The sequence below is a fragment of the Rhizobium sp. RAF56 genome (assembly GCF_052113965.1).
GTDB lineage: Bacteria > Pseudomonadota > Alphaproteobacteria > Rhizobiales > Rhizobiaceae > Rhizobium.
In genome coordinates, this window is record NZ_JBFRDU010000053.1 from 1 (window position 1) to 20,326 (window position 20,326).

Consider the following 20,326-nt stretch of genomic DNA (forward strand, 5'->3'; position numbering starts at 1 on the left):
CCCCTTTAACATCGCGGTGGCGGCAGCCCCCACGACCTACAGCCTGTTCAGCGCCTCCAACACTCCGGCCCAGACCAACCTCAACGATGGTCAGCAACTCGAGGTCGGCCTCAAGTTCCAGTCGAACGTCGCCGGTGACGTTACGGGCATCAAGTTCTACCGCAGCGCCGGCGACACCGGACAGAACGTCGTCGACCTGTGGAGCTCCACAGGCACCAAGCTCGCCAGCGCCACCTTCTCCAATACCACCGCGAGTGGCTGGCAGACCGTGAACTTCACAACGCCGGTCACGATCGCTGCCAACACAACCTATGTCGCGTCGTATCACACCACCGGCGCCTACGTGGCCACTGACGGATTCTTCACCAGCGACGTTACCAATGGGCCGCTGACGGCTCAGTCCAGCGCAAATGCCGGTGGCAACGGCCTCTATGCGTATGGCGGATCCGCTACCACGGGGCTCTTCCCGACCAACACCTACGATTCAGCGAACTACTGGGCTGATGTGGTCTTCCGGCCGCAGATCGCCGGCTCGTGATGCAGTTATGGAGTAGCATCGGATGAGGCTGACACGAAGAGAATGCTTGTCGCGGCGGAGGTTGCTCCGAGGACCCGCACTCAAGGGAGGCCTATGAACAGGATCGACCGGCTACCGGTGACAGTGCTCGCCGGATTTCTCGGCGCTGGCAAGACGACGCTTCTCAGCCACGTGCTGACCAATCGTGAAGGATTGCGGGTCGCTGTCATCGTAAACGACATGAGCGAGGTGAACATCGACGCCAGTCTCATTCGAGACGGCGGCTGCAACCTTTCGCATACGACCGAAACGTTGATTGAGCTCAGCAATGGCTGCATATGCTGCACGCTCCGCAACGACCTCCTGACGGAGGTCCGGCGACTGGCGGAGGAGGGGCGTTACGACTATCTGTTGATCGAAGGGACTGGGATTGCGGAGCCGCGTCCTATTGCGGCAACCTTTTCGTTCCGCGACGAGAACGGGGTCTCCCTTTCCGATTTTGCAAGACTTGACACGATGGTGACCGTTGTCGACGCTGCAAACCTCTTGGCCGACTACGGCAGCGCCGATCTGCTTCGCGACCGTGGCCTGCAGCGTGACGGTGAGGACCGGCGGACCCTCATCGACCTGCTGGTCGACCAGATCGAGTTTGCAGATGTGGTCGTGATCAACAAGATTGCCGACGCCAGCAAAGAGATTAGCGCCGAGGTCCGCAAGGTGGTCGCCGCACTCAACCCGGAAGCGCGCCAGGTCGAGACCGATTTCGGCGAGGTCCCCCTTGCAACGCTCCTCAATACCGGCCTCTTCGATGAAGCAAAAGCCGCCGCGCACCCGTTGTGGCACAAGGAACTGTACAGTCCGGACGACCATGTTCCCGAGACGGAAGAATACGGGGTCTCGAGCTTTGTCTATCGCACGAGGCGTCCTTTCGATCCCGTGCGGTTTCGAGCATTTTTGGACGAACCGTGGCCGGGCGTAATCCGCGCCAAGGGTCATTTCTGGCTTGCCACGCGCCCGCGCCATGTCGGTCTGATGTCGGCTGCCGGGGTCCAAAGGCGGTGCGAGCCCATGGGGCTTTGGTGGGCAGCCGTTCCCCGGCAAGATTGGCCGAGCCATCGGGAGTTTCGCCAGCAGCTGGAGAGCCGATGGGATAGCGCTTGGGGCGACCGTCGGCAGGAGCTGGTGTTCATAGGCGTGGGTATGGATGAGCCAGGCGTCCGTGCCGCGCTGGATGACTGCCTGGCCAGTTCGGATCCGCGAGACTGGTCCGCGCTCAAAGATCCGTTTCCGGCCTGGTAGAGCGTGCGGTCGGCCCGAAGCCGCCGCCGCGTAGGTGAGGCCGTTGTCTGCCGTGTGCTTCTAGGCGCATGCAGCGCCGCTGAAAGTCGCCACTTTATCCTTGGGACAGCAGTAGGGCAGGTTGGTCGGAAGGCAAGGCGCCTATCCGCACCGACGGTCGGCGCAGGATTGCGCCGAGCTCGTGGCGTGTCGATCAAGCGGGTTTGTTCTAGTTGAACATGCCGTTGATGCGGAAGATAACCTCGGTCCTGTTTCGGGCCTTCAGCTTCTTCATGATATTGCGGATATGAACCTTCACCGTGCTTTCACGGAGATTGAGCTCATAGGCAATGATCTTGTTGGGTTTGCCCTGCGTCAGCGCGTCGATGACGTTCTCCTCGCGGGAGGTGAACATTTCGGCCCGCCGCTGGCCCTTCTGGTCTGCGACCATCAGCAAGCGGTGGAGATCGCTGATATTCTCGGCCGAGATGAAGATACCGCCGGCCAAGGCAAGGGAGATGGCCTGGACACAGACGCTGAGGCCGATCGCTGATGGTATGTAACCCTTCACACCTAATTCGAGGGCCAGCAGCATTTGCCTCAGATCCTGATTGTCCGAGAGAACGACAATCGAGACGCCCGGATATTCAGCAATAAGGCGCTTGATGTCGTCCACGATTTGCTTTTCGTGAAAGTCACGATGGCCTGTATTGATAAGTATACCGGAAATATTTCGACCGTCAGACTCTTTCCACATATCCAGCGAACTGTAAGTTCTGACGTTCATGTTCAGGCCATGGGCGATCAGGCTTTGCGCGAGGCATTCCCGATCGAGCGCGCGATCATCGACAATGGCGAGCGTGTTTGCTTCTTCAAACTCGTCCAAAGCCGAAATGGCGGCTGCGTTTCCAATGGCGTGAATTTGGGCCGGTCGCGACAACTGGCCGGGCCAGGATTTCTGGCTCTGCGATAGAGATTGCATTTTAGTCCCCTTTCAACTCGATCCTCGCCACCTTTAGCCCCGGCGAGTTTTTTACACACTACGCGAACATTACGCGAACACATACTCAAGGTCTTACTAGCCGCAAATTGCTCCCATCGTTTCCTTTCATTCCCCGTTGTTGCTCGAATTGCCGTTTCCGTTGTCCGCCTTAATCGCGCGTTGCCCGCAACGCGGCGATCAGCCCGGAATTTCCGGCCACATCCTAAGGCTTAGTCGCAAAACGGCCCTACCTAGAAGGTGGAAGGCCAGAATTATATAAAACCCCTGTAACAGCAAGTAAGCATATTGGGTAATCTACCTCCTATTCTTGACCTCCTCCGCCGACCGGCCAGTTACTCTTTTCTCTGCATGTGCTGGTAGTATATTCCTTTGGACAAAGCAGAAATTTAGGGGTGTATGACTGCGCTATCTCTGAGCATTTCCAGGCTCCTCGCTAACATTCACCATTGGAAAGAAACCGTGAAAGCAATATCAGACTTGCGCTCAAGCAACCCGGCCAGCGCCGTAACCATGCCCGGCTCGCGAATAAGTCCCAAGCATGTTCTTCCGCTCTTCAAAGTTCAAAACTTCGTGATAACGTTAATAACCGATGGAATAGCTCCACCTCCCGCCAGAAAAAAATCGGCGATTGGCTGCATCGATGAAGAAAAAATGACATTAAATCTTTTGATCAGTGCTTTCGGAACACAAGGCTAGGCAATGATCTACGATTTCTGTGTCATCGGGGGCGGTATTCTGGGACTTGCCACCGCCATGCGCTTGTTAGAGGAACGTCCCGGGGCGAGCCTTGTCCTCATCGAGAAGGAAGCTGAGGTTGCTCTCCACCAGACCGGTCATAACAGCGGCGTTATCCACGCGGGCGTGTATTATGCACCAGGCAGCCTGAAAGCCGAGTTGTGCAAACAGGGCGCTGAGGCAACGAAACAGTTTGCGGCCGAGAACAAAATCCCTGTCGAGGTCTGCGGCAAGCTGATCGTTGCGACGAATCATATCGAAGTCGAGCGGCTGGGTGACCTCCACCTTCGCGGCGAGGCCAACGGGTTGCGGATCGAACGCCTCTCGCGCCCTGAGTTGCGCGAGCGCGAACCATTGATCGCGGGCAAGGCCGCGCTCTTTGTCGCCTCCACCGGAATTACCGACTATCGCCTGATGAGCGCGAAAATGGCCGAAAAGATCAGGCGGCATGGCGCTGAACTGCGGCTAGGCGCGGCGGTCGATGCCATCAGGGAGCAACCGGACGGCGTGGAGGTCGAGGTTGCGGGAAATCAGCTACGCGCCAGAAAATTGGTTGTCTGCGCGGGATTGCAGTCCGATCGGTTGGCGCGGCTCGCCGGCATTCAACTTCAACACGCGATCGTGCCGTTTCGCGGCGAGTATTTCGTGCTCGACGAGCGCATCAACGGAAAGCTCAATCATCTCATCTACCCCGTCCCGGATCCGGCCATGCCGTTCCTCGGCATTCACCTGACGAAGATGATCGATGGCAGGGTCACTGTCGGCCCGAACGCCGCACTCGGCTTCTCGCGCGAGGGGTATCGTCACGGCTCTTTCGATCTCCGCGACACGGCTGCCATGATGGGCTTTCCCGGCTTCTGGAAAACGATCGCGGCCAATTGGCGGGCCGCAGCGAACGAGCTTAAGAACTCTATCTCGCGCGCGGCATATCTCGCCGAATGCCGGAAATATTGCCCCTCTCTGCAACTCAGCGACCTAAAGCCCTATCCGGCCGGCATCCGGGCACAGGCGGTGCTCGCCGACGGCTCCTTTGCGCATGATTTCCTTTTCCACTCGACAGACCGCATGCTGCACGTCTGCAACGCTCCTTCGCCGGCCGCCACCTCTGCCATCCCGATTGCCAGGCTGATTGTCGGCAAGCTTCTCGGTGCCGCGATCTAGCGCCGTCGCGCCACGGCACCTATAGGAAGGAAAGCCATCCAATCGCCGGGATCCCGCCAATGCGCCTTGCCAGTCTCGCCATGTATGTCAGCCCGCCGCCGGTCGCTTCTGCAACGGACGCGCTTTGGGCCTTCATCCGTGACCGGCTCGTTGATCGCGGGATCGAAGACGTGCCCATGGCATTGGATTGGTCCGTGGCCTACGACCACGCATGGTTTGAGCCAAATCTCCTGCTCTCGCAGGCATGTGGGCTTCCCTATGCGAAGCGGCTGCAAGGCAAGGCACAGCTCGTTGCAACCCCGGTCTACGATATCAAGGGCTGCGAAGGGCCATCCACCCGCAGCTTCATCATCGTTCGCAGCCAAGCGGACGTCGCGTCGCTCGCCGATTTGCGCGGTCTCAACGCCGCGATCAACGATCGTGACAGCAATTCCGGCACCAACCTTTTCCGGGCGGCCATCGCGCCGTTTGCGCATGGGGGCCGATTCTTTTCGTCCGTCATCGAAACGGGTGGCCACCTTGCAAGTATCGCTTCGGTTGTCGCGGGCCAAGCAGACGTCGCTGCGATCGATTGCGTGACCTTTGGCAACACCAAGCGGTTCGATCCAGCCCGGTTGGAGGGCCTGCGGGTCCTTGCCGAAACCGAGCAAGGCCCGGGACTGCCCTTCATCACCGGGCCGCGCACGACAGAGGAGGAACTGCACGCGCTGCGGAGCATCCTCGCCGAGGCGATAACATCGCCGACGCTCGCGGCGGTTCGCGACGTCCTCTCGCTCCGCAGGTTCGACGTGCTCACAGACGCGGACTATCAGCGGCTCTCGGATCTCGAGAGCAGGGCGGCGGCACTCGGTTATCCCGAGATCGCCTGAAGGGCTCTACCGCAAGCGCATACCCTTGTCGTCGAAGACAAGAGCCTTTGCCGGCTCGAAGCGAGCGTCGATCGGCTGACCTGATTTGAGACTGCGCCCGTTGCGGGTCTGGATCGTCACCAGTTCGCCGTTGCCATAGCGCGCAAAGGCGAAGGTCTCGCCGCCCAGATGCTCGAGCATCTCGATCATCAGCTCCAGCGAGGCAGAACCCGTCTCGTCGAAATGCTCGGGCCGAAGGCCAACGGTCACCTCGTCGCCGCTTGTCGCCTCGCTGCCGGTGATTTCAAGCGGTATCGCCGCATCGGCGAATGCCGGGAGCCGCACCTGCCACTTTCCGTCTCCGACACGATCCAGCCTGCCCTTGAAGAAATTCATCTTCGGCGATCCGATGAAGCCCGCGACGAAGAGGTTGGCGGGATCGTCATAGAGTTCGAGCGGCGCGCCGACCTGCTCGACGACGCCGGCGCGCAGCACGACGATCTTGTCGGCAAGTGTCATGGCCTCGACCTGGTCATGGGTGACGTAGACGATGGTCGTCGCGAGCTTCTTGTGCAGACGCGCGATTTCGATGCGCATATGGACGCGGAGTTCTGCGTCCAGATTGGAAAGCGGCTCGTCGAAGAGAAAGACCTTGGGATGGCGCACGATGGCGCGCCCGATCGCCACGCGCTGGCGCTGCCCTCCCGAAAGCTGCTTCGGCTTGCGGTCGAGCAGGGGCTCCAGTTCAAGGATACGCGCCACGTCAGAGACCTGGCGGGCGACTTCGTCTTTTGCCACGCCCGCAAAGCGCAGCGCAAAGCCCATGTTCTCGCGCACCGTCATATGCGGGTAGAGAGCGTAGGACTGGAACACCATGGCGATGCCACGCTTTGACGGATCGACGTCGTTGACCACGACGTCATCGATCTTGAGTTCGCCGGCTGTGATATCCTCAAGCCCGGCGATCATTCGCAGCAAGGTCGATTTCCCGCAGCCGGAAGGCCCGACGAAGACGACGAATTCTCCGGATTTGATATCGAGATCGACGCCTTTGACCACTTCGAGTGAACCGAAGGCTTTACGGATATTGCGCAGTGTCAGTTCGCTCATCGCCTGCCGCTCTCCGCCGTCATACCGATGTCAGGTGCAGCGTTTCGCCCGCAAAGCGCGACGAAGACACTTCGACGGTCACCGCTCCCGGCAAGCCGGTCGATTCCAGCCAGAAACCGGCCGTCCCGCCCTGGAACGGGACCGTCTGCGGCCCAATCAGCTTCGCGGGTCCGAGAACCTTCACCGTCACCACGTCGTTGAGGAACGGCATGCGCGAACCGACCTGATCGAGCGCACGCACGATGACGCGGGTCGTGTCTCGATCGGCGGCGCGGATGGAATGACTATCGGCTCGTACCTCCATCTTCGCCGGTACGGGATCGGCGACCATGTGGAGGGTCGCCACTTCTTCGCCGCCGACGTAGCCGGTGAAATGCGCGTCTTCCCACTGCATGCCCCAGACGCCGAGTTCGTCCTTGGTGAAGTGGCGGTGGTCGATGACAACAGGCGGATGCGGCAGATGCGGGTAATGCTCACGGTCCGGACCGATGCGCTTCACGAGCGAGCCGTAGCGCAGTTCGATCTCGTCGCAATTGGTGAGCACGATCAGCGGCAGGACGCCGCCGATGTTGCGTTCGCCGCGCGCCCAGAAGGTGACCGGCTTCATGATCACGTCTTCGGAAGGCTCGCACTGGCTGGCATAGACGTAGGCTGCGAATTTTGGTTCGCGGAACATATCCATGACGCCATGGTAGCAGATGCGGTCACCGGAACCGAAGTCCTTGTGGGTGTTGTAATCGAACATGCACCAGCCGATGGCGCCGGAGATATTTGGATCACCGTAAGCGGCGTTCAGCACTTCCAGATGCCGGCGCACGTGCTCGGCCTGCCGTTGCTCCTGGTCGTAGATCTTGGTCGGGTACATATGCCCGCCGAACTCGGTGATGAGGTAAGGCACGACCCTGTCGAGCCCCGTGCATTCCCTCTGCTCGCGCAACGGCGTGCGCGGGCGGTTCGAGCCGGGCAGCTCCTCGTTCCCCAGAATGAAGTCGTTCATGGTGAAGACGTCTTCGAGGAATTCGCTGTCGAGGATGAAGCGAACACCGCCGGTCTGACGCGTTCCATCGAGTTCGCGCGCCAAGCGGTTCGTCTCGGCGTAGAAATCGTGGGAATCCTTCGATTCGTTGATGCGCACGCCCCAGATGATGATCGAGGGATGGTTCCAGTCGCGCTCGATCATCCGGCGCACGTTCTCGACGGATTCCTGTTTCCAGCCCTCGCCGCCGATATGCTGCCAACCGGGGATCTCTTCAAAGACGAGAAGGCCGATGCGGTCGCAATGGTCTAGGAACCATTTCGACTGCGGGTAGTGCGAGGTGCGCACGAGATTGCACTTCAACGTGTCCTTCATGATCTCGGCGTCGCGTTCCTGCGCCGAGTGGCCCATGGCATAGCCGACATAGGGATAGGACTGGTGCCGGTTGAGACCGCGGATCTTCAGCTTGCGGCCGTTGAGGCGAAAGCCATCAGCGGTAAATTCCGCCGTGCGGAAACCGAAATGCGAGGCATAGTGGTCCATGCCGCGATCGCTCTTCAGCTCGACCACCATTTCGTAGAGAACCGGCGCGTCGATGTCCCAGAGCGCGATGGCGCTCAGATTGTCGAAGGCAAGCGTGACGCTTTCTCCAGCTGTCGTGGCCGATGCGGTTCCGAGCGGCGCGCCGTCGGGACCTCGAAGTGTCGCCGTGACTGTTCCGGAAACGGCAAGCCCTTGCGGATTGGAAAGATCGCAACGAACGCTCGCCGATTTCAGGTCGGAAAGAACGTTGGCCGTTTCGACTTTGATGTTACCGATCGACACCGCGTCGGTCACCTTCAGCCAGACGTCGCGATAGATACCGGCATAGGTCAGATAGTCGATGCGGCCGCCGAAGGGCGGGATCTCCGGATTTTCGCTGCCGTCGATCTTCACGGTAATGAGGTTGTCGCCCTCGCGGAGACGGCCGGTAAGGCGTGCGTTGAACGGTGTATAGCCGTCTTTATGCGCGACGACCTCTTCGCCGTTCAGATAGACGACCGAATCCGCCATCGCGCCATCGAAGACCAGCGACACCTCGCGGCCGGCAAACTCCGGATGCCAGCGCAGCACTTTCTGATAGGTGAAAGCACGCTGGTAGGAGGTTTCGTCGAAATAGTTGAAGGGCAGCTCGACGGCGTTGTGGGGCAGGCTGACGACGCGGCCTTCGCCGAAGGCTTGCGCGAGTTCGGGGGTGAACCCTTCATGGAAGGTCCACGATTCGTTGAAGGCGGCGACAGAACGCATTTTCATTCCTATTTGACTGAGCCCAGCATGCCCTGGACGAATTGACGTTGCATGAGGAAAAAGACGATGAGGGTCGGCAGCGTGGCGAGCACAACGCCCACCATCACCACGCCGAAATCGGGGTAGTAGGCCGAAGCCAGCGAATAGATCAGCAGCGGCAGCGTCTTCGTCTCGTTCGACTGCAGCACGATCAGCGGCCAGAGATAGTTGTTCCACGCCGTCATGAAGACGATGATGAACGCCGCCGCATAGGTGGAGCGCATGACAGGCACGTAGATGAACAGGAAGATCTGCCATTCCTTCAGGCCATCGACCTTGGCGGCATCGCGAAGTTCGGAAGGGAAGGCTTTCGTGCTCTGGCGGAAATAAAAGATGATGAACGCCGAGCCGATCGTCGGCAGCACCACGGCGATGTGGGTGTCGATCAGGCCGCTACGCCCCATCATCACGAAGAGCGGTATCATCAGCGCCGCGAACGGGATCATCAACGTCAGCAGGATCGCCCTAAAGACGCGCTCACGCATCCGCGAACGGAACATCTCGAAGCCATAGCCGGCGAAGGACGAAACCGCGAGCGTCAGGATCGTGCTCAATATCGCAATCTTCGCCGAATTCCAGAAGATCAGGACAACGTTCACCTGCGAAAAGAAGCCGTGAATGTTGGTAGAAAGCGCCGCGCCAAAGGACATCCGGCCCTGCATGATGTCGATGGAGGTGTTGGTCGTGTTGATCATCATCCAGAGGAAGGGGAAGATCGACAGGAACGACATCAGGCCGATGAAGGCGTAGGTGGCGATCGTGACGATCGCTGTCTTGATGCGGTCGCCATTCATTGGTCACGCTCCCTGGCGGCATAGAATTGCAGGAAGGCGAGCAGCGCGACCAGGATGACGATCACATACGAAACCGTCGCCGCGTAGCCGAGGTTCGGCATGAATTTGAAGGTCAGGTTGTAGATGTAGAGCGACAGCGTCAGCGTCGCGTTCGATGGCCCGCCCTCGGTGATGTTCATCACCTCATCGAAGAGCTGTAGCGTGCCGATCGTCGAAATGACCGAGGTGAAGAGAATGACCGGCTTCAGCATCGGGATGGTGATGTGAAAGAAGCGGCCCCAGGCGTTGATCCCGTCGATGCGTGCCGCCTCGTAGATCGACTTGTCGATGTTCTGCATGGCGGCGAGGTAGAAGATCATATTGTAGCCAGTCCAGCGCCAGGTAATGGCGATGATGATCAGCACTTTTGCCCAGAAGGGATCGGTCCGCCACGGGATCGGCGAGGCGATGATGTGGAGCGCTTCGAGCGTGCTGTTGACGATGCCGTCATCCGTGAACATGCCCTTGAAGAGCGCCGAATAGGCGATCAGCGAGGTAACGCAAGGCAGAAAGATCGCCGTGCGGAAGAGGTCGCGTCCGATGAGCTTCGGGCTGTTCAGGATAGACGCGAGCATCAGCGCGAGCAGGATCATGATCGGAACCTGCACGACGAAGAAGGTGATCGTATTGGTCAGCGCCTGAATGAAAACCGCATCGTTGAGGAGACGCTGGATGTTGCCGAGGCCGACGAACTTGACCATCGCGCCGCGGCCGGAATGGAAGGACATCCACAGCGACCAGAGGATCGGATAGATCAGAAATAGCGAAATCAGGCCGAGCGCCGGGCCGACGAAGAACCAGCCGTTGAAATCGTAGTAACGGCGAATGCTGCTGGTGCGCGCAAGGGCCAATCTATATTCCTCGAAGCGGTGAAAGAAAGATCCCTGCAGCCTATGGGCTTGTGGGGACCTGGAGTTCAGTCGAAGCCGCGCGCAGCATTGTTTCCCGATGCGCCGCGCCGCCAGCAAGGGAACGGGAGGCGGCCTGAAACCGCCTCCCGTTGCCATTACTGGATCTGAGCCTTGACCTGGGCTTCGATCGCCTTCAGCGCGTCATCGACGGAACCGCCCTTGGCAATCGCCGGGATCTGCGAGACCACGGCCGCATCCGCTTCGTTGGTGAAGATGCCGTAGTTGACCGCCGGCACCTTCGCCAGCCAATCGGAGAAGTTCTGCCACACCTTCTCGCCGCCGAAGAAGGGGTCCGCCTCGGCATAGGAAACACCGGCGCGAGCGGCGAGCAGCGAACCGACAGCACCGCGATCCACCAGGATCTTCTGATAGAAATCAATGTCCTTGGCGTAGATTTCGTTGAGGAAATCGATTGCCTCGTCCTTGCCCTGCGAGTTGGCGAGCACGTACCAGCTGGAACCGCCGAGGTTGGAGGCGTGTCCTGCGCCCTCGACCGAAAGCGCCGGAATGGGTGCGACGCCCCACTTGCCAGCCTGATCGGCTTGAGCCTTTACCGTGCCGGTGATCCAAACGCCGGTCGTGACCGCGGCCACATCGCCTGATGTAAACGTGCCGACCCAGTTGGCCCAGCCAGCCGCGGGCTTGTAGACATTGTTGGAGATCAGCTTGCCGAGGGTTTCGAGCGAGGCCTTCAAAGCAGCGTTGCCGGTGATGTTCGGATTGCCGTCCTTGTCGAAGTACCAGCCGCCTGCAGACTGCATCATGATGCGCACGATGCCGGCGTCGTTGAGATCAAGGCCCATCATCTTCTTGCCGGTCTTGGCCTCGACCTGCTTGCCGATCTCGATAAAGCGGTCCCAGGTGATGTTCTGCATGTCTGCCGGCTTAAGGCCGGCCGCCTCGAGGTAGTCCTTGCGGTAGTAGAGACCGGTCACGCCGGTGTCGAACGGCATGCCGTAGACCTTGCCGTCGAGGGTCATCAGGTTGACTTTGTAGGGTGCAAAGCCGGAGTAGTCGACCTTGTCCGACATCGCCGCGAAGGCGCCGGGGAAGGACTGGAGATATTTCTGCGCGCCGTAATCCTCGATGAGCACGATATCGGGCAGGCCGGTGCCGCCGGCGGAGAGGCCGGTCTGCAGCTTCTGCTCGACGTCAGCCTTGGCGAAGTCGACGATGTTGAAAGTGGTATCCGGATGCGCCTTCGTATAGCGGGCGCCCGCCTCCTTCATGATCGCGACGTTGAAGTTCGGATCCCAGCACCAGATGGTGAGCTGCTTGGCTTGAGCAGCGCTCACCGCAAACAGGCTGACACCGGCAAGCGCCAGCGCGGCGACGCGCGGCAGCTGAGCGCGCAGAAAATTGTCCATTGCTTCCTCCCAGAAGTCTCGTTCGCGAGACAGTCCCGTCTGCCTCGGAGCCGAAGTATTCCTCAAAAGCGGAGAAGACGCAATCTTTTCAGTAAATTTTTACTTTGAAACTTAATGCACTGAAATGATTAGATATTATCCGGATATTGACCGCGTGCTGCTGCGCCAGACGAGTTCTGTCGCAAGCGTGACTTTCTTGGCGATGTCGCGTCCGGCAAGCCGCTCGATGAGGAGGTCGACGGCCGTTTCGCCGATCAGCTCGGACGGGATTTTCACGGTCGAAAGCGGCGGGTGCAGCAGTTGCGCCACGGGGATATCGTTGAAGCCCGCAACGGCGACGTCATCAGGAATTCTCAGGCCGAGTTCCTTGATGGCGCGGTAGGCGCCGATCGCCATATTGTCGTTGCAGGTGATCAGGATGTCTGGCGGGTTCGGTCGCTGCAGCATGATGCGCGCTAGATTATAGCCGCTGTCCGGGGTGATCTGCTCGGTCATGCAGAGGTCCGGATCGAAGAGTTCTCTCTCCTTCATCCACTCGATATAGGTCCTGCAACGCCGCTCGACATATTGTTCCGGAATCTGGTTGACGTGCTCGACCCAGCCGAGGAAGCCGATGCGCCGATAACCCATGGCCTGGACCGCCGACAGCAGTTTGCGCATCGCCAGACAAACGTCGCTTTCGACGCTGTCTTCGGTATCCAAAGCAGGAGAAAAATCCGCGAAGACGAGATTGCGGCTATGCGCACGCAGCCACTCAATCTCCGCGTCGGTATGTCGTCCGACGGCGATCACGCCGGATGCGTCGCGAAGCAGCGAGGCTTCCGGCATGCTGTCGGTGTGATAGACCTTCACCACTTCCGCCTTCAACGCCTGGCAGCGGCTCTCGATGCCGAGACGCACGCCGATATAGTAGGGGTCAGTCAGCTCCTGCGCGGGCCTCAGGAAATGCGCAAGCGCAATCTTGCCGATGCTCGGCGCCACTGCCGGCGCGGCTCCGTTGGCCAGACGGTTGCGGTTGCGGGGTGTGGCGTAGTTCAGCGCTTCCGCTGTCTCGATGACGGCCTGTCGCTTCTTGGCCGAAATCGACAGCGTGGCATCATAGTTGAGAACCCGCGAGACCGTCGCCGACGAGACCCCGACAGCATGCGCTATTTCCTTGATCGTCACCATGGGTTCTTGCCTTGGCCCCGGTTTGGGCGGAGAGCCGAATCTGCGGTCAACCTCTGTCAATTTCTGCTTACCATTCGCGACAAAGGAAAGCACGAAATCGTTTAGTAAATTTTTACTACGGTCAACGCCGAATGCAAGCCGTAGGTTCCGCCAGCAAATGGAACCGTATTTTGCCCTTGCGCAGACAAACAAACCATACAATATACATACAATCAGCAATTCACATTGGATTTCGCCGTGGCCGATAACAGCAAAGCGCCCGTTTGGATGCCTTCGATCGGCAAGGCGGCGGGCCCCCTCTACCTCGCAATCGCCGATGCCCTCCAGGCGGATATTCGCGCCGGCCGGCTCGCGACTGGTAGCCGCCTGCCGCCGCAGCGCGCGCTTGCCGAAGCGCTCGGGATCGATTTCACGACCGTGACGCGTGCCTATGACGAGGCGCGCCGACGGGGCCTGGTCGAAGGGCGCGTCGGTCAGGGCACCTATGTCCGTCAGGGCAGGGCGCCTGCCCGCAACCGGTCGACCGCAGGCGGCCTTGTCGACATGAGCATGAACCTGCCGCCACGCTTCGATGATCCTGCGTTGAGCGCGCGCATGTGGGAAGCGATCGCCGAACTCGAGAGCCAGGAGGGGCTCGACCTCCTTATGCGCTACCAGCAGGCGGGTGGCGCCATGCGCGACCGCGAGGCTGGCGCGGCGTGGCTCGGAGGCCGCCATCCCGGCGTGACGGCCGAGCGGATACTCATCTGCCCGGGCGCGCAGGGCGCGATCCTCGCAACGCTGAGCGCGCTTACTACGCCCGGCGACACCATCTGCGCCGAAGCGCTGACCTATCCTGGCCTGCTGTCGGCCGCAGCCCATCTGAGGCTTAACGCCGCCGGTGTCGCCATCGACGAAAATGGAATGATCCCAGAGGCTTTCGAGGATCTCTGCGCAACGAGCCGACCAAAGCTTCTCTATTGCAACCCTACCCTCAACAACCCGACGACGATAACCCTGCCGCTGGAGCGTAGACGGGCAGTCATCGCGATCGCTGAAAAGTATCACGTGGCCATTGTCGAGGACGACGCTTATGGGGCTCTGCCGGCAGACCCGCTGCCGACGCTGGCATCGCTTGCTCCTCAGCGGGTCTACCACATCGCGGGGATCGCCAAATCACTGTCGCCGGCGCTCAGAATAGCCTATCTCGCCGTGCCGGATCTTCGCGCCGCGGCGCGCCTTTCGGGCATCATTCGTGCGACAGCGGCGATGGCATCCCCGCTCTCCGCGGCAATCGCAAGCCGCTGGATCGAGGCGGGAACGGCCGACGAAGTTTTGGCCGCGATCCGCGCGGAGGCACGTGCGCGTCAGACTGTGGCGGCTAGTATCCTCCCCGCGCAATATGTACAGACAGATCCCGAAGCGTTTCACCTATGGCTGAAACTGCCCCCCTCTTGGGCGCGCGGCGAGTTTACGGCACGACTGCGCATCGCAGGCGTCGGCGCGGTTGCCAGCGACGCTTTTGCGCTCGGCGAGGCGCCGGAGGCCGTACGTCTCGGCCTGGGTGCGGCGGAGGACGCCGCCCGACTTCGCGAGAGCCTCGGCATCGTCGCCGACTTGCTCGATCAGGCGCCTGCCGCATCCGCGCTCGTGGTCTGACGACATATCGCCGCAGGCACTGATTGTATGCATACAATATTTGACAATGTATGCATCACTCTCCATATACTTCTGTGCGTACCGCCTGCCGAATGAGGCCTGCGGCGCAGGTTCGCGTGGGGCACATCGTGGGTATTGCCGGCGAGCCTCAGTTAGAAGGAAGAAAAACATGTATTCCGACAGCGATTGGCCGCCACTCCCGCCGGTACAGACGGGGATCAGGGGGCGTTGCCCGCGCTGCGGGCAGGGGCATCTGTTTCACGGTTTCCTGACCTTGCGTCCTTCCTGCGAGGTCTGCGGCCTGGACTACAGCTTTGCGGATCCCGCCGACGGGCCGGCATTCTTCGTCATCTGCTTTGCCTGCATTCCGAGCGTGGCGCTCGGCGTGTGGCTGGAAGTCGCTTTCAACGCGCCATATTGGGTGCACATCTTCACAACGCTTCCCTTCATGCTTCTGACCTGTATTCCACCTTTGCGACCGCTGAAGGGGTGGCTCGTGGCGAGCCAATATTTCTACAAGGCCGAGGAAGGCAAGCTCGCGCGTCTCGACATTTCATCCGCCGAGCACACCAAGCCGCATTCCGGCTGATCTATGGCCGCTGCCCGTTGTTCGGCCCGCTGCGGATCGCGGCATACATGCCGGTGGTGCGAAATTCCGTAGGGTTGATGCCGTAGATGCGGCGGAATACCTTGGAGAAATAGTTGGCGTCCTCGAACCCGGTCATAATCGCGATCTCCTTGACCGGCAATAACGCCGCTCCGGCGAGCAGCTTGGCGGCCTTCTGCATACGCTGATGCAGCACGAATTCGGCCGGCGGCAATCCCTCGACCTCGGCAAAGACACGCGAAAAATGCGCGCGACTGAGACCGCTGACCTTCGCCAGCGCCTCTACCGGCAGCGGCTCGCCGATATTGGCGTTGATGTAGTCGATCACCGGCTGCATCGCGCTGCGGTCTGCGGCGACCGCATGGGAACCGAAGACGTCGTCATAGAGCGTCATCGCCGCCTCATAGGCGATCGCCGATGCTTTAGCCGGCGTCGTCCCCTCGCGCACCAGCCTCAGGCCGCAATCCGCCAGATGGTCAACCGTTTCCGGCTGCAGCCGCAGCACCGGCCCGGCGGCCGCCAGTATAAAGCGATGAATCCTCAGCGCTTCCTCCCCGTTCATCGATATCCAGAAGTATTCCCAGCGCGCATCCTTCTCCAACCAGTACCGGTGATTGTGTGGCACAAGCACGAGCAGCGTGTCGCCGGCTCCCAGACGATAATCCCGGTTCTCATAGCGTAGCCGCCCGGTTCCGCTGATCGTGTGCTGAAGCACGGTAAAGGGCGTCTGGCCGCGCTTTCGTCCATCCCAGTCGTAAATTTCGTCATGACGGATCTCATATCCGGCGCTCGTCGGCATGGCATGCAGCCGGTGTCTCCCGCGCGGCAGCGAAATCGTGCGCATCGCCGGGCCGTTTTCAATCAAATCCCGCAGCACAAAATTACCCTCAAAAGCATAATAGTTCTCTGGTCGGTTTTTCGAATATAGGCATAATCCACGCCAGAAGACAAAAGGCCGGCGATCGACGGAAAACGGAGACCGGGAGAAATGCGCTTCTTTTCATGGCTTTATGTCGCTTTTTCAGCGACCGGCGCGTTGTCCTTTCAAACCACTCCACTATCGCCAATTGATTGAAGAGAGGCTGGGGATCATGAGTTTCAAAATCGCTATCATCGGCGCCGGCAGCGTTGGTTTCACAAAGAAGCTGTTCACCGACATATTGTGCGTGCCGGAATTCAAGGATGTCGAGTTCGCTCTGACCGATCTCAGCGAGCACAATCTCAACATGATCAAGGCGATCCTGGATACGATTGTCGAAGCGAACAATCTGCCGACACGTGTGACGGCGACCACCGACCGGCGCAAAGCGCTTGAGGGCGCGCGTTATATCATCAGCTGTGTGCGCGTGGGCGGGCTCGAAGCCTATGCGGACGACATCGGCATTCCGCTGAAATACGGCATTGACCAGTGTGTGGGCGATACGATCTGCGCGGGCGGCATTCTTTACGGCCAGCGCAACATTCCGGTGATCCTCGATTTCTGCAAGGACATCCGTGAGGTTGCCGAGAGCGGCGCCAAATTCCTCAACTACGCCAACCCGATGGCGATGAACACCTGGGCTGCGATCGAATACGGAAAGGTCGACACGGTTGGCCTTTGCCACGGCGTGCAGCACGGTGCCGAACAGATAGCCGAGGTTCTCGGCGCCAAGCACAAGGACGAACTCGATTACATTTGCTCCGGCATCAACCATCAAACATGGTTCGTCGATCTGCGACTGAACGGACGCAAGATCGGCAAGGACGAGCTGGTTGCCGCTTTCGAGGCCCATCCAGTCTATTCCCAGCAGGAAAAGCTGCGCATTGACGTCTTGAAGCGTTTCGGCGTCTACTCGACCGAAAGCAACGGCCACCTGTCGGAATACTTGCCCTGGTACCGCAAGCGGCCCGAGGAAATCACCAAGTGGATCGACATGTCCGACTGGATCCACGGCGAAACCGGCGGCTATCTGCGTCACTCCACAGAAACCCGCAATTGGTTCGAGACGGAATTCCCGCAATTCCTCGCCTCGGCAAAAAAGCCCATCGATCCGGCCAAGCGCTCGAATGAGCACGCCAGCCATATTCTCGAAGCGCTGGAGACCAATCGCGTCTATCGCGGCCATTTCAACGTCAAGAACAACGGCGTCATCACCAATCTGCCGTCTGACGCGATCATCGAGTCGCCCGGATTCGTCGACCGCTTCGGCATCAACATGGCCGCCGGCATTACGCTTCCAGAAGCTTGTGCCGCCACCTGCATCTCCTCGATCAACGTCCAGCGCATGTCGGTTCATGCGGCAATCAGCGGCGATCTCGATCTCCTGAAGCTCGCCGTGCTGCACGACCCGCTGGTCGGAGCCGTGTCCACGCCGGAAGAGGTCTGGCAGATGGTCGATGAGATGGTGGTCGCAGGCGCCCGTTGGCTGCCGCAATATGCCCACGCGATCGCGGGCGCGAAGGAGCGGCTGTCGAAATCCCAGGTGCCGACCCGCGACTGGAAGGGCGCGGCAACCCGCAACGTGCGCTCCATCGAGGAGCTACGCGCCGAGAAGGAGGCACTCAAGCAGACCGGCTGAGAAATCGGGGTCGGGCGGCTGCGGCAGGTTTCGGAGGAGACTGGTTGCATCGGTTGCCCGACGCCCTTGTCTGGAGGAGCGGCGCTACAGAGAGAGCGACCGCAAGTTAAGAGGGAGAGACGATGACGCATTTCAGGAAGTTCACCATCCTTGCGGGGTTGGCGCTCGCCACCTCCGCGATTGCAATGAGCGCGCATGCATCGGAGCCGACGGTTGCGCCGGCGCCGCCCGCCTTTCCGGCCGAAGGCAAGATCAAATTTGTCGCCCGCGATTCCATTCTGGAGTTCAAGGCGCTGCCCGAATACCACGAGCCTGACTGGGTCACGACGAAATTCGTCAAGTCCGGAAAGCTGCCACCCGTTAAGGATCGCCTTCCGAAGGAGCCGCTAGTCTATAAGACAGGCAACATGCCGGACGGCATCGGCGTCTATGGCGACACGATGCGTCATGTGATCGGAGGTCGCCCTGAAGGCTGGAACTACGGCGCTGGCCAAACCCAAGGCTGGGGCGGCATCGATATCGGTCTGTCGGAGTGCCTGACGCGCACGGCACCGCTCTTCCAGGTTGAGGCCAAGGACACCGAGCCGCTGCCGAACCTGGCCAAGAGCTGGGATTGGTCGGCCGACGGCCACAAGCTGACGATGCACCTGATCGAAGGCGCGAAATGGTCCGACGGCGTTGCGTTCAATGCCGACGATGTGATGTTCTATTGGGACGACGAGGTCGTCGATCCGAACGTATCCCCGCTCAACGGCGCAACGCCGGAAACCTTCGGCACCGGCACCACCTTGAAGAAAATCGACGACTACACCGTCGAATGGACCTTCAAGGAAGCTTTCCCGCGACAATATCTCTATGCCATGGCCTATGGCACCTTCTGCCCCGGCCCGTCGCATGTCTTGAAGCCGCAGCATCCGAAGTATTCCAAGAACACCTACGACCAGTTCAAGAATGCCTTCCCGCCGGAATATATGAACCTGCCGGTCATGGGCGCGTGGGTACCTGTGGAATACCGCGCCGACGACATCATCGTGATGCGCCGCAACCCCTACTACTGGAAGGTCGACGAGAAGGGCAATCAGCTGCCTTACCTCAACGAGCTGCACTACAAGCTGTCCACTTGGGCGGATCGGGACGTGCAGGCCGTCGCCGGGTCCGGCGACTTCTCCAACCTCGAACAGCCGGAAAACTTCGTGGCCTCACTGAAGCGGGCAGCGGAGAAGGACGCACCCTCGCGCCTCGCCTTCGGTCCGCGTCTGATCGGCTATAACCTGCGGCTGAACTACTCTGCCAACGGCTGGGGCAATCCCGACGAGCGCGGGCAGGCGATCCGCGAGTTGAACCGCAATGAGGACTTCCGTAAGGCCGTCACCATGGCGCTCGACCGCAAGGCGTTAGGCGATTCACTGGTCAAGGGACCGTTCAACGCGATCTATCCGGGCGGCCTGTCGTCCGGCACGAGCTTCTATGACCGCAATTCGACCGTCTACTATCCGTTCGATCTCAAGGGAGCGAAAGAGGAGCTGGCAAAAGCCGGCCTCAAGGACACCGACGGCAACGGCATTGTCAACTTCCCGGCCGGTACCGCCGGCGGCAAGGATGTCGAGATCGTGCTTCTGGTGAACGGCGACTACTCCACCGACAAAAGCCTCGCGGAAGGGGTCGTCGGGCAGATGCAGAAGCTCGGCATCAGGGTCGTCCTCAATTCGCTTCAGGGCAACAAGCGTGATGATGCGAACTACAGCGGGCGCTTCGACTGGATGGTCCAGCGCAATCTGACCGAGCTGACCTCCGTGGTGCAGAATACCGAGCAGCTCGCCCCCGTTGGCCCACGCACGAGCTGGGATCACCGTGCACCCGAAAGCGGCCAGGTCGACCTAATGCCCTTCGAGAAGGACCTTGTCGACATCGTCAACAAGTTCACCTCCAGTCAGAATAATGACGAGCGCGCGGAACTGATGAAGAAGTTCCAGAAGATCTCCACCGAGAACGTCTACACGCTCGGCCTGACGGAGTATCCGGGCGCCTTGATCATCAACAAGCGCTTCTCCAATATTCCGCAGGGCACGCCGATCGTCATGTTCAACTGGGCCGAAGACGCGATCATCCGGGAACGCGTCTGGGTCGCAGCCGACAAGCAGGGCAAGTACGAGCTGTTCCCTGAGCAGCTGCCCGGCAAGCCGGGCGAGGGCGGTCCGATCAACTAACAAACTCTCCCAGACGAAACTTCCGGTCGCGCCGTTGACGCGGCCGGACAGAAGGGAACAGAGCCGCCGTCCGGTCACGAT

The 20,326-nt window shown here is 60.1% G+C and carries 17 protein-coding genes; 9 read left to right on the forward strand and 8 right to left on the reverse strand.

Annotated features, from left to right (window positions below):
- The coding region (locus AB4048_RS26290; RefSeq protein ID WP_442204927.1) for a DUF4082 domain-containing protein at nucleotides 1-538 on the forward strand (538 nt) is incomplete at its 5' end.
- Between the two features lie 93 nt (nucleotides 539-631).
- Nucleotides 632-1,816 (forward strand): GTP-binding protein, encoded by a 1,185-nt coding sequence (locus AB4048_RS26295; RefSeq protein ID WP_442204928.1) that lies wholly within the window; start codon nucleotides 632-634, stop codon nucleotides 1,814-1,816.
- A gap of 208 nt (nucleotides 1,817-2,024) precedes the next feature.
- On the opposite strand, the gene AB4048_RS26300 is transcribed toward AB4048_RS26295, so the two are convergent.
- Complete coding sequence (locus AB4048_RS26300) at nucleotides 2,025-2,777, reverse strand: LuxR C-terminal-related transcriptional regulator (RefSeq protein ID WP_442204929.1); 753 nt, start codon at nucleotides 2,775-2,777, stop codon at nucleotides 2,025-2,027.
- 480 nt (nucleotides 2,778-3,257) lie between these two features.
- Between AB4048_RS26300 and AB4048_RS26305 the strand changes: the two genes are divergently transcribed.
- The 3 genes from AB4048_RS26305 to AB4048_RS26315 are packed head-to-tail and all read left to right on the forward strand — an operon-like array spanning nucleotide 3,258 to nucleotide 5,563.
- Nucleotides 3,258-3,494: a hypothetical protein gene (locus AB4048_RS26305; protein WP_442204930.1), complete on the forward strand. Its 237-nt coding sequence runs from the start codon at nucleotides 3,258-3,260 to the stop codon at nucleotides 3,492-3,494.
- 6 nt (nucleotides 3,495-3,500) lie between these two features.
- Nucleotides 3,501-4,694 carry an L-2-hydroxyglutarate oxidase gene (gene lhgO / locus AB4048_RS26310; protein ID WP_442204946.1) on the forward strand — a complete coding sequence of 398 codons (1,194 nt, stop codon included), beginning with the start codon at nucleotides 3,501-3,503 and terminating at the stop codon, nucleotides 4,692-4,694.
- Between the two features lie 59 nt (nucleotides 4,695-4,753).
- On the forward strand, nucleotides 4,754-5,563 hold the full coding sequence (locus AB4048_RS26315) for a phosphate/phosphite/phosphonate ABC transporter substrate-binding protein (protein WP_442204931.1): 810 nt from the start codon (nucleotides 4,754-4,756) through the stop codon (nucleotides 5,561-5,563).
- Nucleotides 5,564-5,569: 6 nt separating this feature from the next.
- On the opposite strand, the gene AB4048_RS26320 is transcribed toward AB4048_RS26315, so the two are convergent.
- From AB4048_RS26320 to AB4048_RS26345, 6 genes are all read right to left on the reverse strand, one after another.
- Entirely contained in the window at nucleotides 5,570-6,652 is a 1,083-nt protein-coding gene (locus AB4048_RS26320; RefSeq protein ID WP_442204932.1) for an ABC transporter ATP-binding protein, read from the reverse strand.
- Between the two features lie 19 nt (nucleotides 6,653-6,671).
- Nucleotides 6,672-8,915: a glycoside hydrolase family 2 TIM barrel-domain containing protein gene (locus AB4048_RS26325; protein WP_442204933.1), complete on the reverse strand. Its 2,244-nt coding sequence runs from the start codon at nucleotides 8,913-8,915 to the stop codon at nucleotides 6,672-6,674.
- Nucleotides 8,916-8,923: 8 nt separating this feature from the next.
- Nucleotides 8,924-9,748, reverse strand: coding sequence for a carbohydrate ABC transporter permease (locus AB4048_RS26330; protein WP_442204934.1), 825 nt, complete (start codon nucleotides 9,746-9,748; stop codon nucleotides 8,924-8,926).
- Nucleotides 9,745-10,638, reverse strand: a complete 894-nt coding sequence (locus AB4048_RS26335; protein ID WP_442204935.1) for a carbohydrate ABC transporter permease — start codon at nucleotides 10,636-10,638, stop codon at nucleotides 9,745-9,747. Before AB4048_RS26335 ends, AB4048_RS26330 begins: the two co-directional genes overlap by 4 nt.
- Before the next feature lie 155 nt (nucleotides 10,639-10,793).
- Nucleotides 10,794-12,065, reverse strand: a complete 1,272-nt coding sequence (locus tag AB4048_RS26340; RefSeq protein ID WP_442204936.1) for an ABC transporter substrate-binding protein — start codon at nucleotides 12,063-12,065, stop codon at nucleotides 10,794-10,796.
- A gap of 135 nt (nucleotides 12,066-12,200) precedes the next feature.
- A complete protein-coding gene (locus AB4048_RS26345; protein ID WP_442204937.1) occupies nucleotides 12,201-13,235 on the reverse strand; it encodes a LacI family DNA-binding transcriptional regulator in 1,035 nt (344 codons plus the stop codon).
- A 267-nt stretch (nucleotides 13,236-13,502) separates the two neighbouring features.
- Here AB4048_RS26345 and AB4048_RS26350 point away from each other — a divergent pair, with 267 nt between their 5' ends.
- Both AB4048_RS26350 and AB4048_RS26355 read left to right on the forward strand, forming a co-directional pair.
- On the forward strand, nucleotides 13,503-14,873 hold the full coding sequence (locus tag AB4048_RS26350) for an aminotransferase-like domain-containing protein (RefSeq protein WP_442204947.1): 1,371 nt from the start codon (nucleotides 13,503-13,505) through the stop codon (nucleotides 14,871-14,873).
- 169 nt (nucleotides 14,874-15,042) lie between these two features.
- Nucleotides 15,043-15,462: a DUF983 domain-containing protein gene (locus AB4048_RS26355; protein WP_442204938.1), complete on the forward strand. Its 420-nt coding sequence runs from the start codon at nucleotides 15,043-15,045 to the stop codon at nucleotides 15,460-15,462.
- A gap of 1 nt (nucleotide 15,463) precedes the next feature.
- Here AB4048_RS26355 and AB4048_RS26360 read toward each other — a convergent pair whose 3' ends face one another.
- Nucleotides 15,464-16,324, reverse strand: coding sequence for an AraC family ligand binding domain-containing protein (locus AB4048_RS26360; RefSeq protein ID WP_442204948.1), 861 nt, complete (start codon nucleotides 16,322-16,324; stop codon nucleotides 15,464-15,466).
- A gap of 247 nt (nucleotides 16,325-16,571) precedes the next feature.
- Between AB4048_RS26360 and AB4048_RS26365 the strand changes: the two genes are divergently transcribed.
- On the forward strand, nucleotides 16,572-18,038 hold the full coding sequence (locus AB4048_RS26365; RefSeq protein WP_442204939.1) for an alpha-glucosidase/alpha-galactosidase: 1,467 nt from the start codon (nucleotides 16,572-16,574) through the stop codon (nucleotides 18,036-18,038).
- A 122-nt stretch (nucleotides 18,039-18,160) separates the two neighbouring features.
- A complete protein-coding gene (locus AB4048_RS26370; RefSeq protein ID WP_442204940.1) occupies nucleotides 18,161-20,245 on the forward strand; it encodes an ABC transporter substrate-binding protein in 2,085 nt (694 codons plus the stop codon).
- Nucleotides 20,246-20,326 lie beyond the last annotated feature (81 nt).

Bases quoted from the DNA above. Each gene is read 5' to 3' on its own strand.
- AB4048_RS26295 (WP_442204928.1), top strand. From the start codon at position 632: ATGAACAGGATCGACCGGCTACCGGTGACAGTGCTCGCCGGATTTCTC.
- AB4048_RS26300 (WP_442204929.1), bottom strand. From the start codon at position 2,777: ATGCAATCTCTATCGCAGAGCCAGAAATCCTGGCCCGGCCAGTTGTCG.
- AB4048_RS26315 (WP_442204931.1), top strand. From the start codon at position 4,754: ATGCGCCTTGCCAGTCTCGCCATGTATGTCAGCCCGCCGCCGGTCGCT.
- AB4048_RS26320 (WP_442204932.1), bottom strand. From the start codon at position 6,652: ATGAGCGAACTGACACTGCGCAATATCCGTAAAGCCTTCGGTTCACTC.
- AB4048_RS26325 (WP_442204933.1), bottom strand. From the start codon at position 8,915: ATGCGTTCTGTCGCCGCCTTCAACGAATCGTGGACCTTCCATGAAGGG.
- AB4048_RS26330 (WP_442204934.1), bottom strand. From the start codon at position 9,748: ATGAATGGCGACCGCATCAAGACAGCGATCGTCACGATCGCCACCTAC.
- AB4048_RS26340 (WP_442204936.1), bottom strand. From the start codon at position 12,065: ATGGACAATTTTCTGCGCGCTCAGCTGCCGCGCGTCGCCGCGCTGGCG.
- AB4048_RS26345 (WP_442204937.1), bottom strand. From the start codon at position 13,235: ATGGTGACGATCAAGGAAATAGCGCATGCTGTCGGGGTCTCGTCGGCG.
- AB4048_RS26350 (WP_442204947.1), top strand. From the start codon at position 13,503: ATGCCTTCGATCGGCAAGGCGGCGGGCCCCCTCTACCTCGCAATCGCC.
- AB4048_RS26355 (WP_442204938.1), top strand. From the start codon at position 15,043: ATGTATTCCGACAGCGATTGGCCGCCACTCCCGCCGGTACAGACGGGG.
- AB4048_RS26360 (WP_442204948.1), bottom strand. From the start codon at position 16,324: ATGCGCACGATTTCGCTGCCGCGCGGGAGACACCGGCTGCATGCCATG.
- AB4048_RS26365 (WP_442204939.1), top strand. From the start codon at position 16,572: ATGAGTTTCAAAATCGCTATCATCGGCGCCGGCAGCGTTGGTTTCACA.
- AB4048_RS26370 (WP_442204940.1), top strand. From the start codon at position 18,161: ATGACGCATTTCAGGAAGTTCACCATCCTTGCGGGGTTGGCGCTCGCC.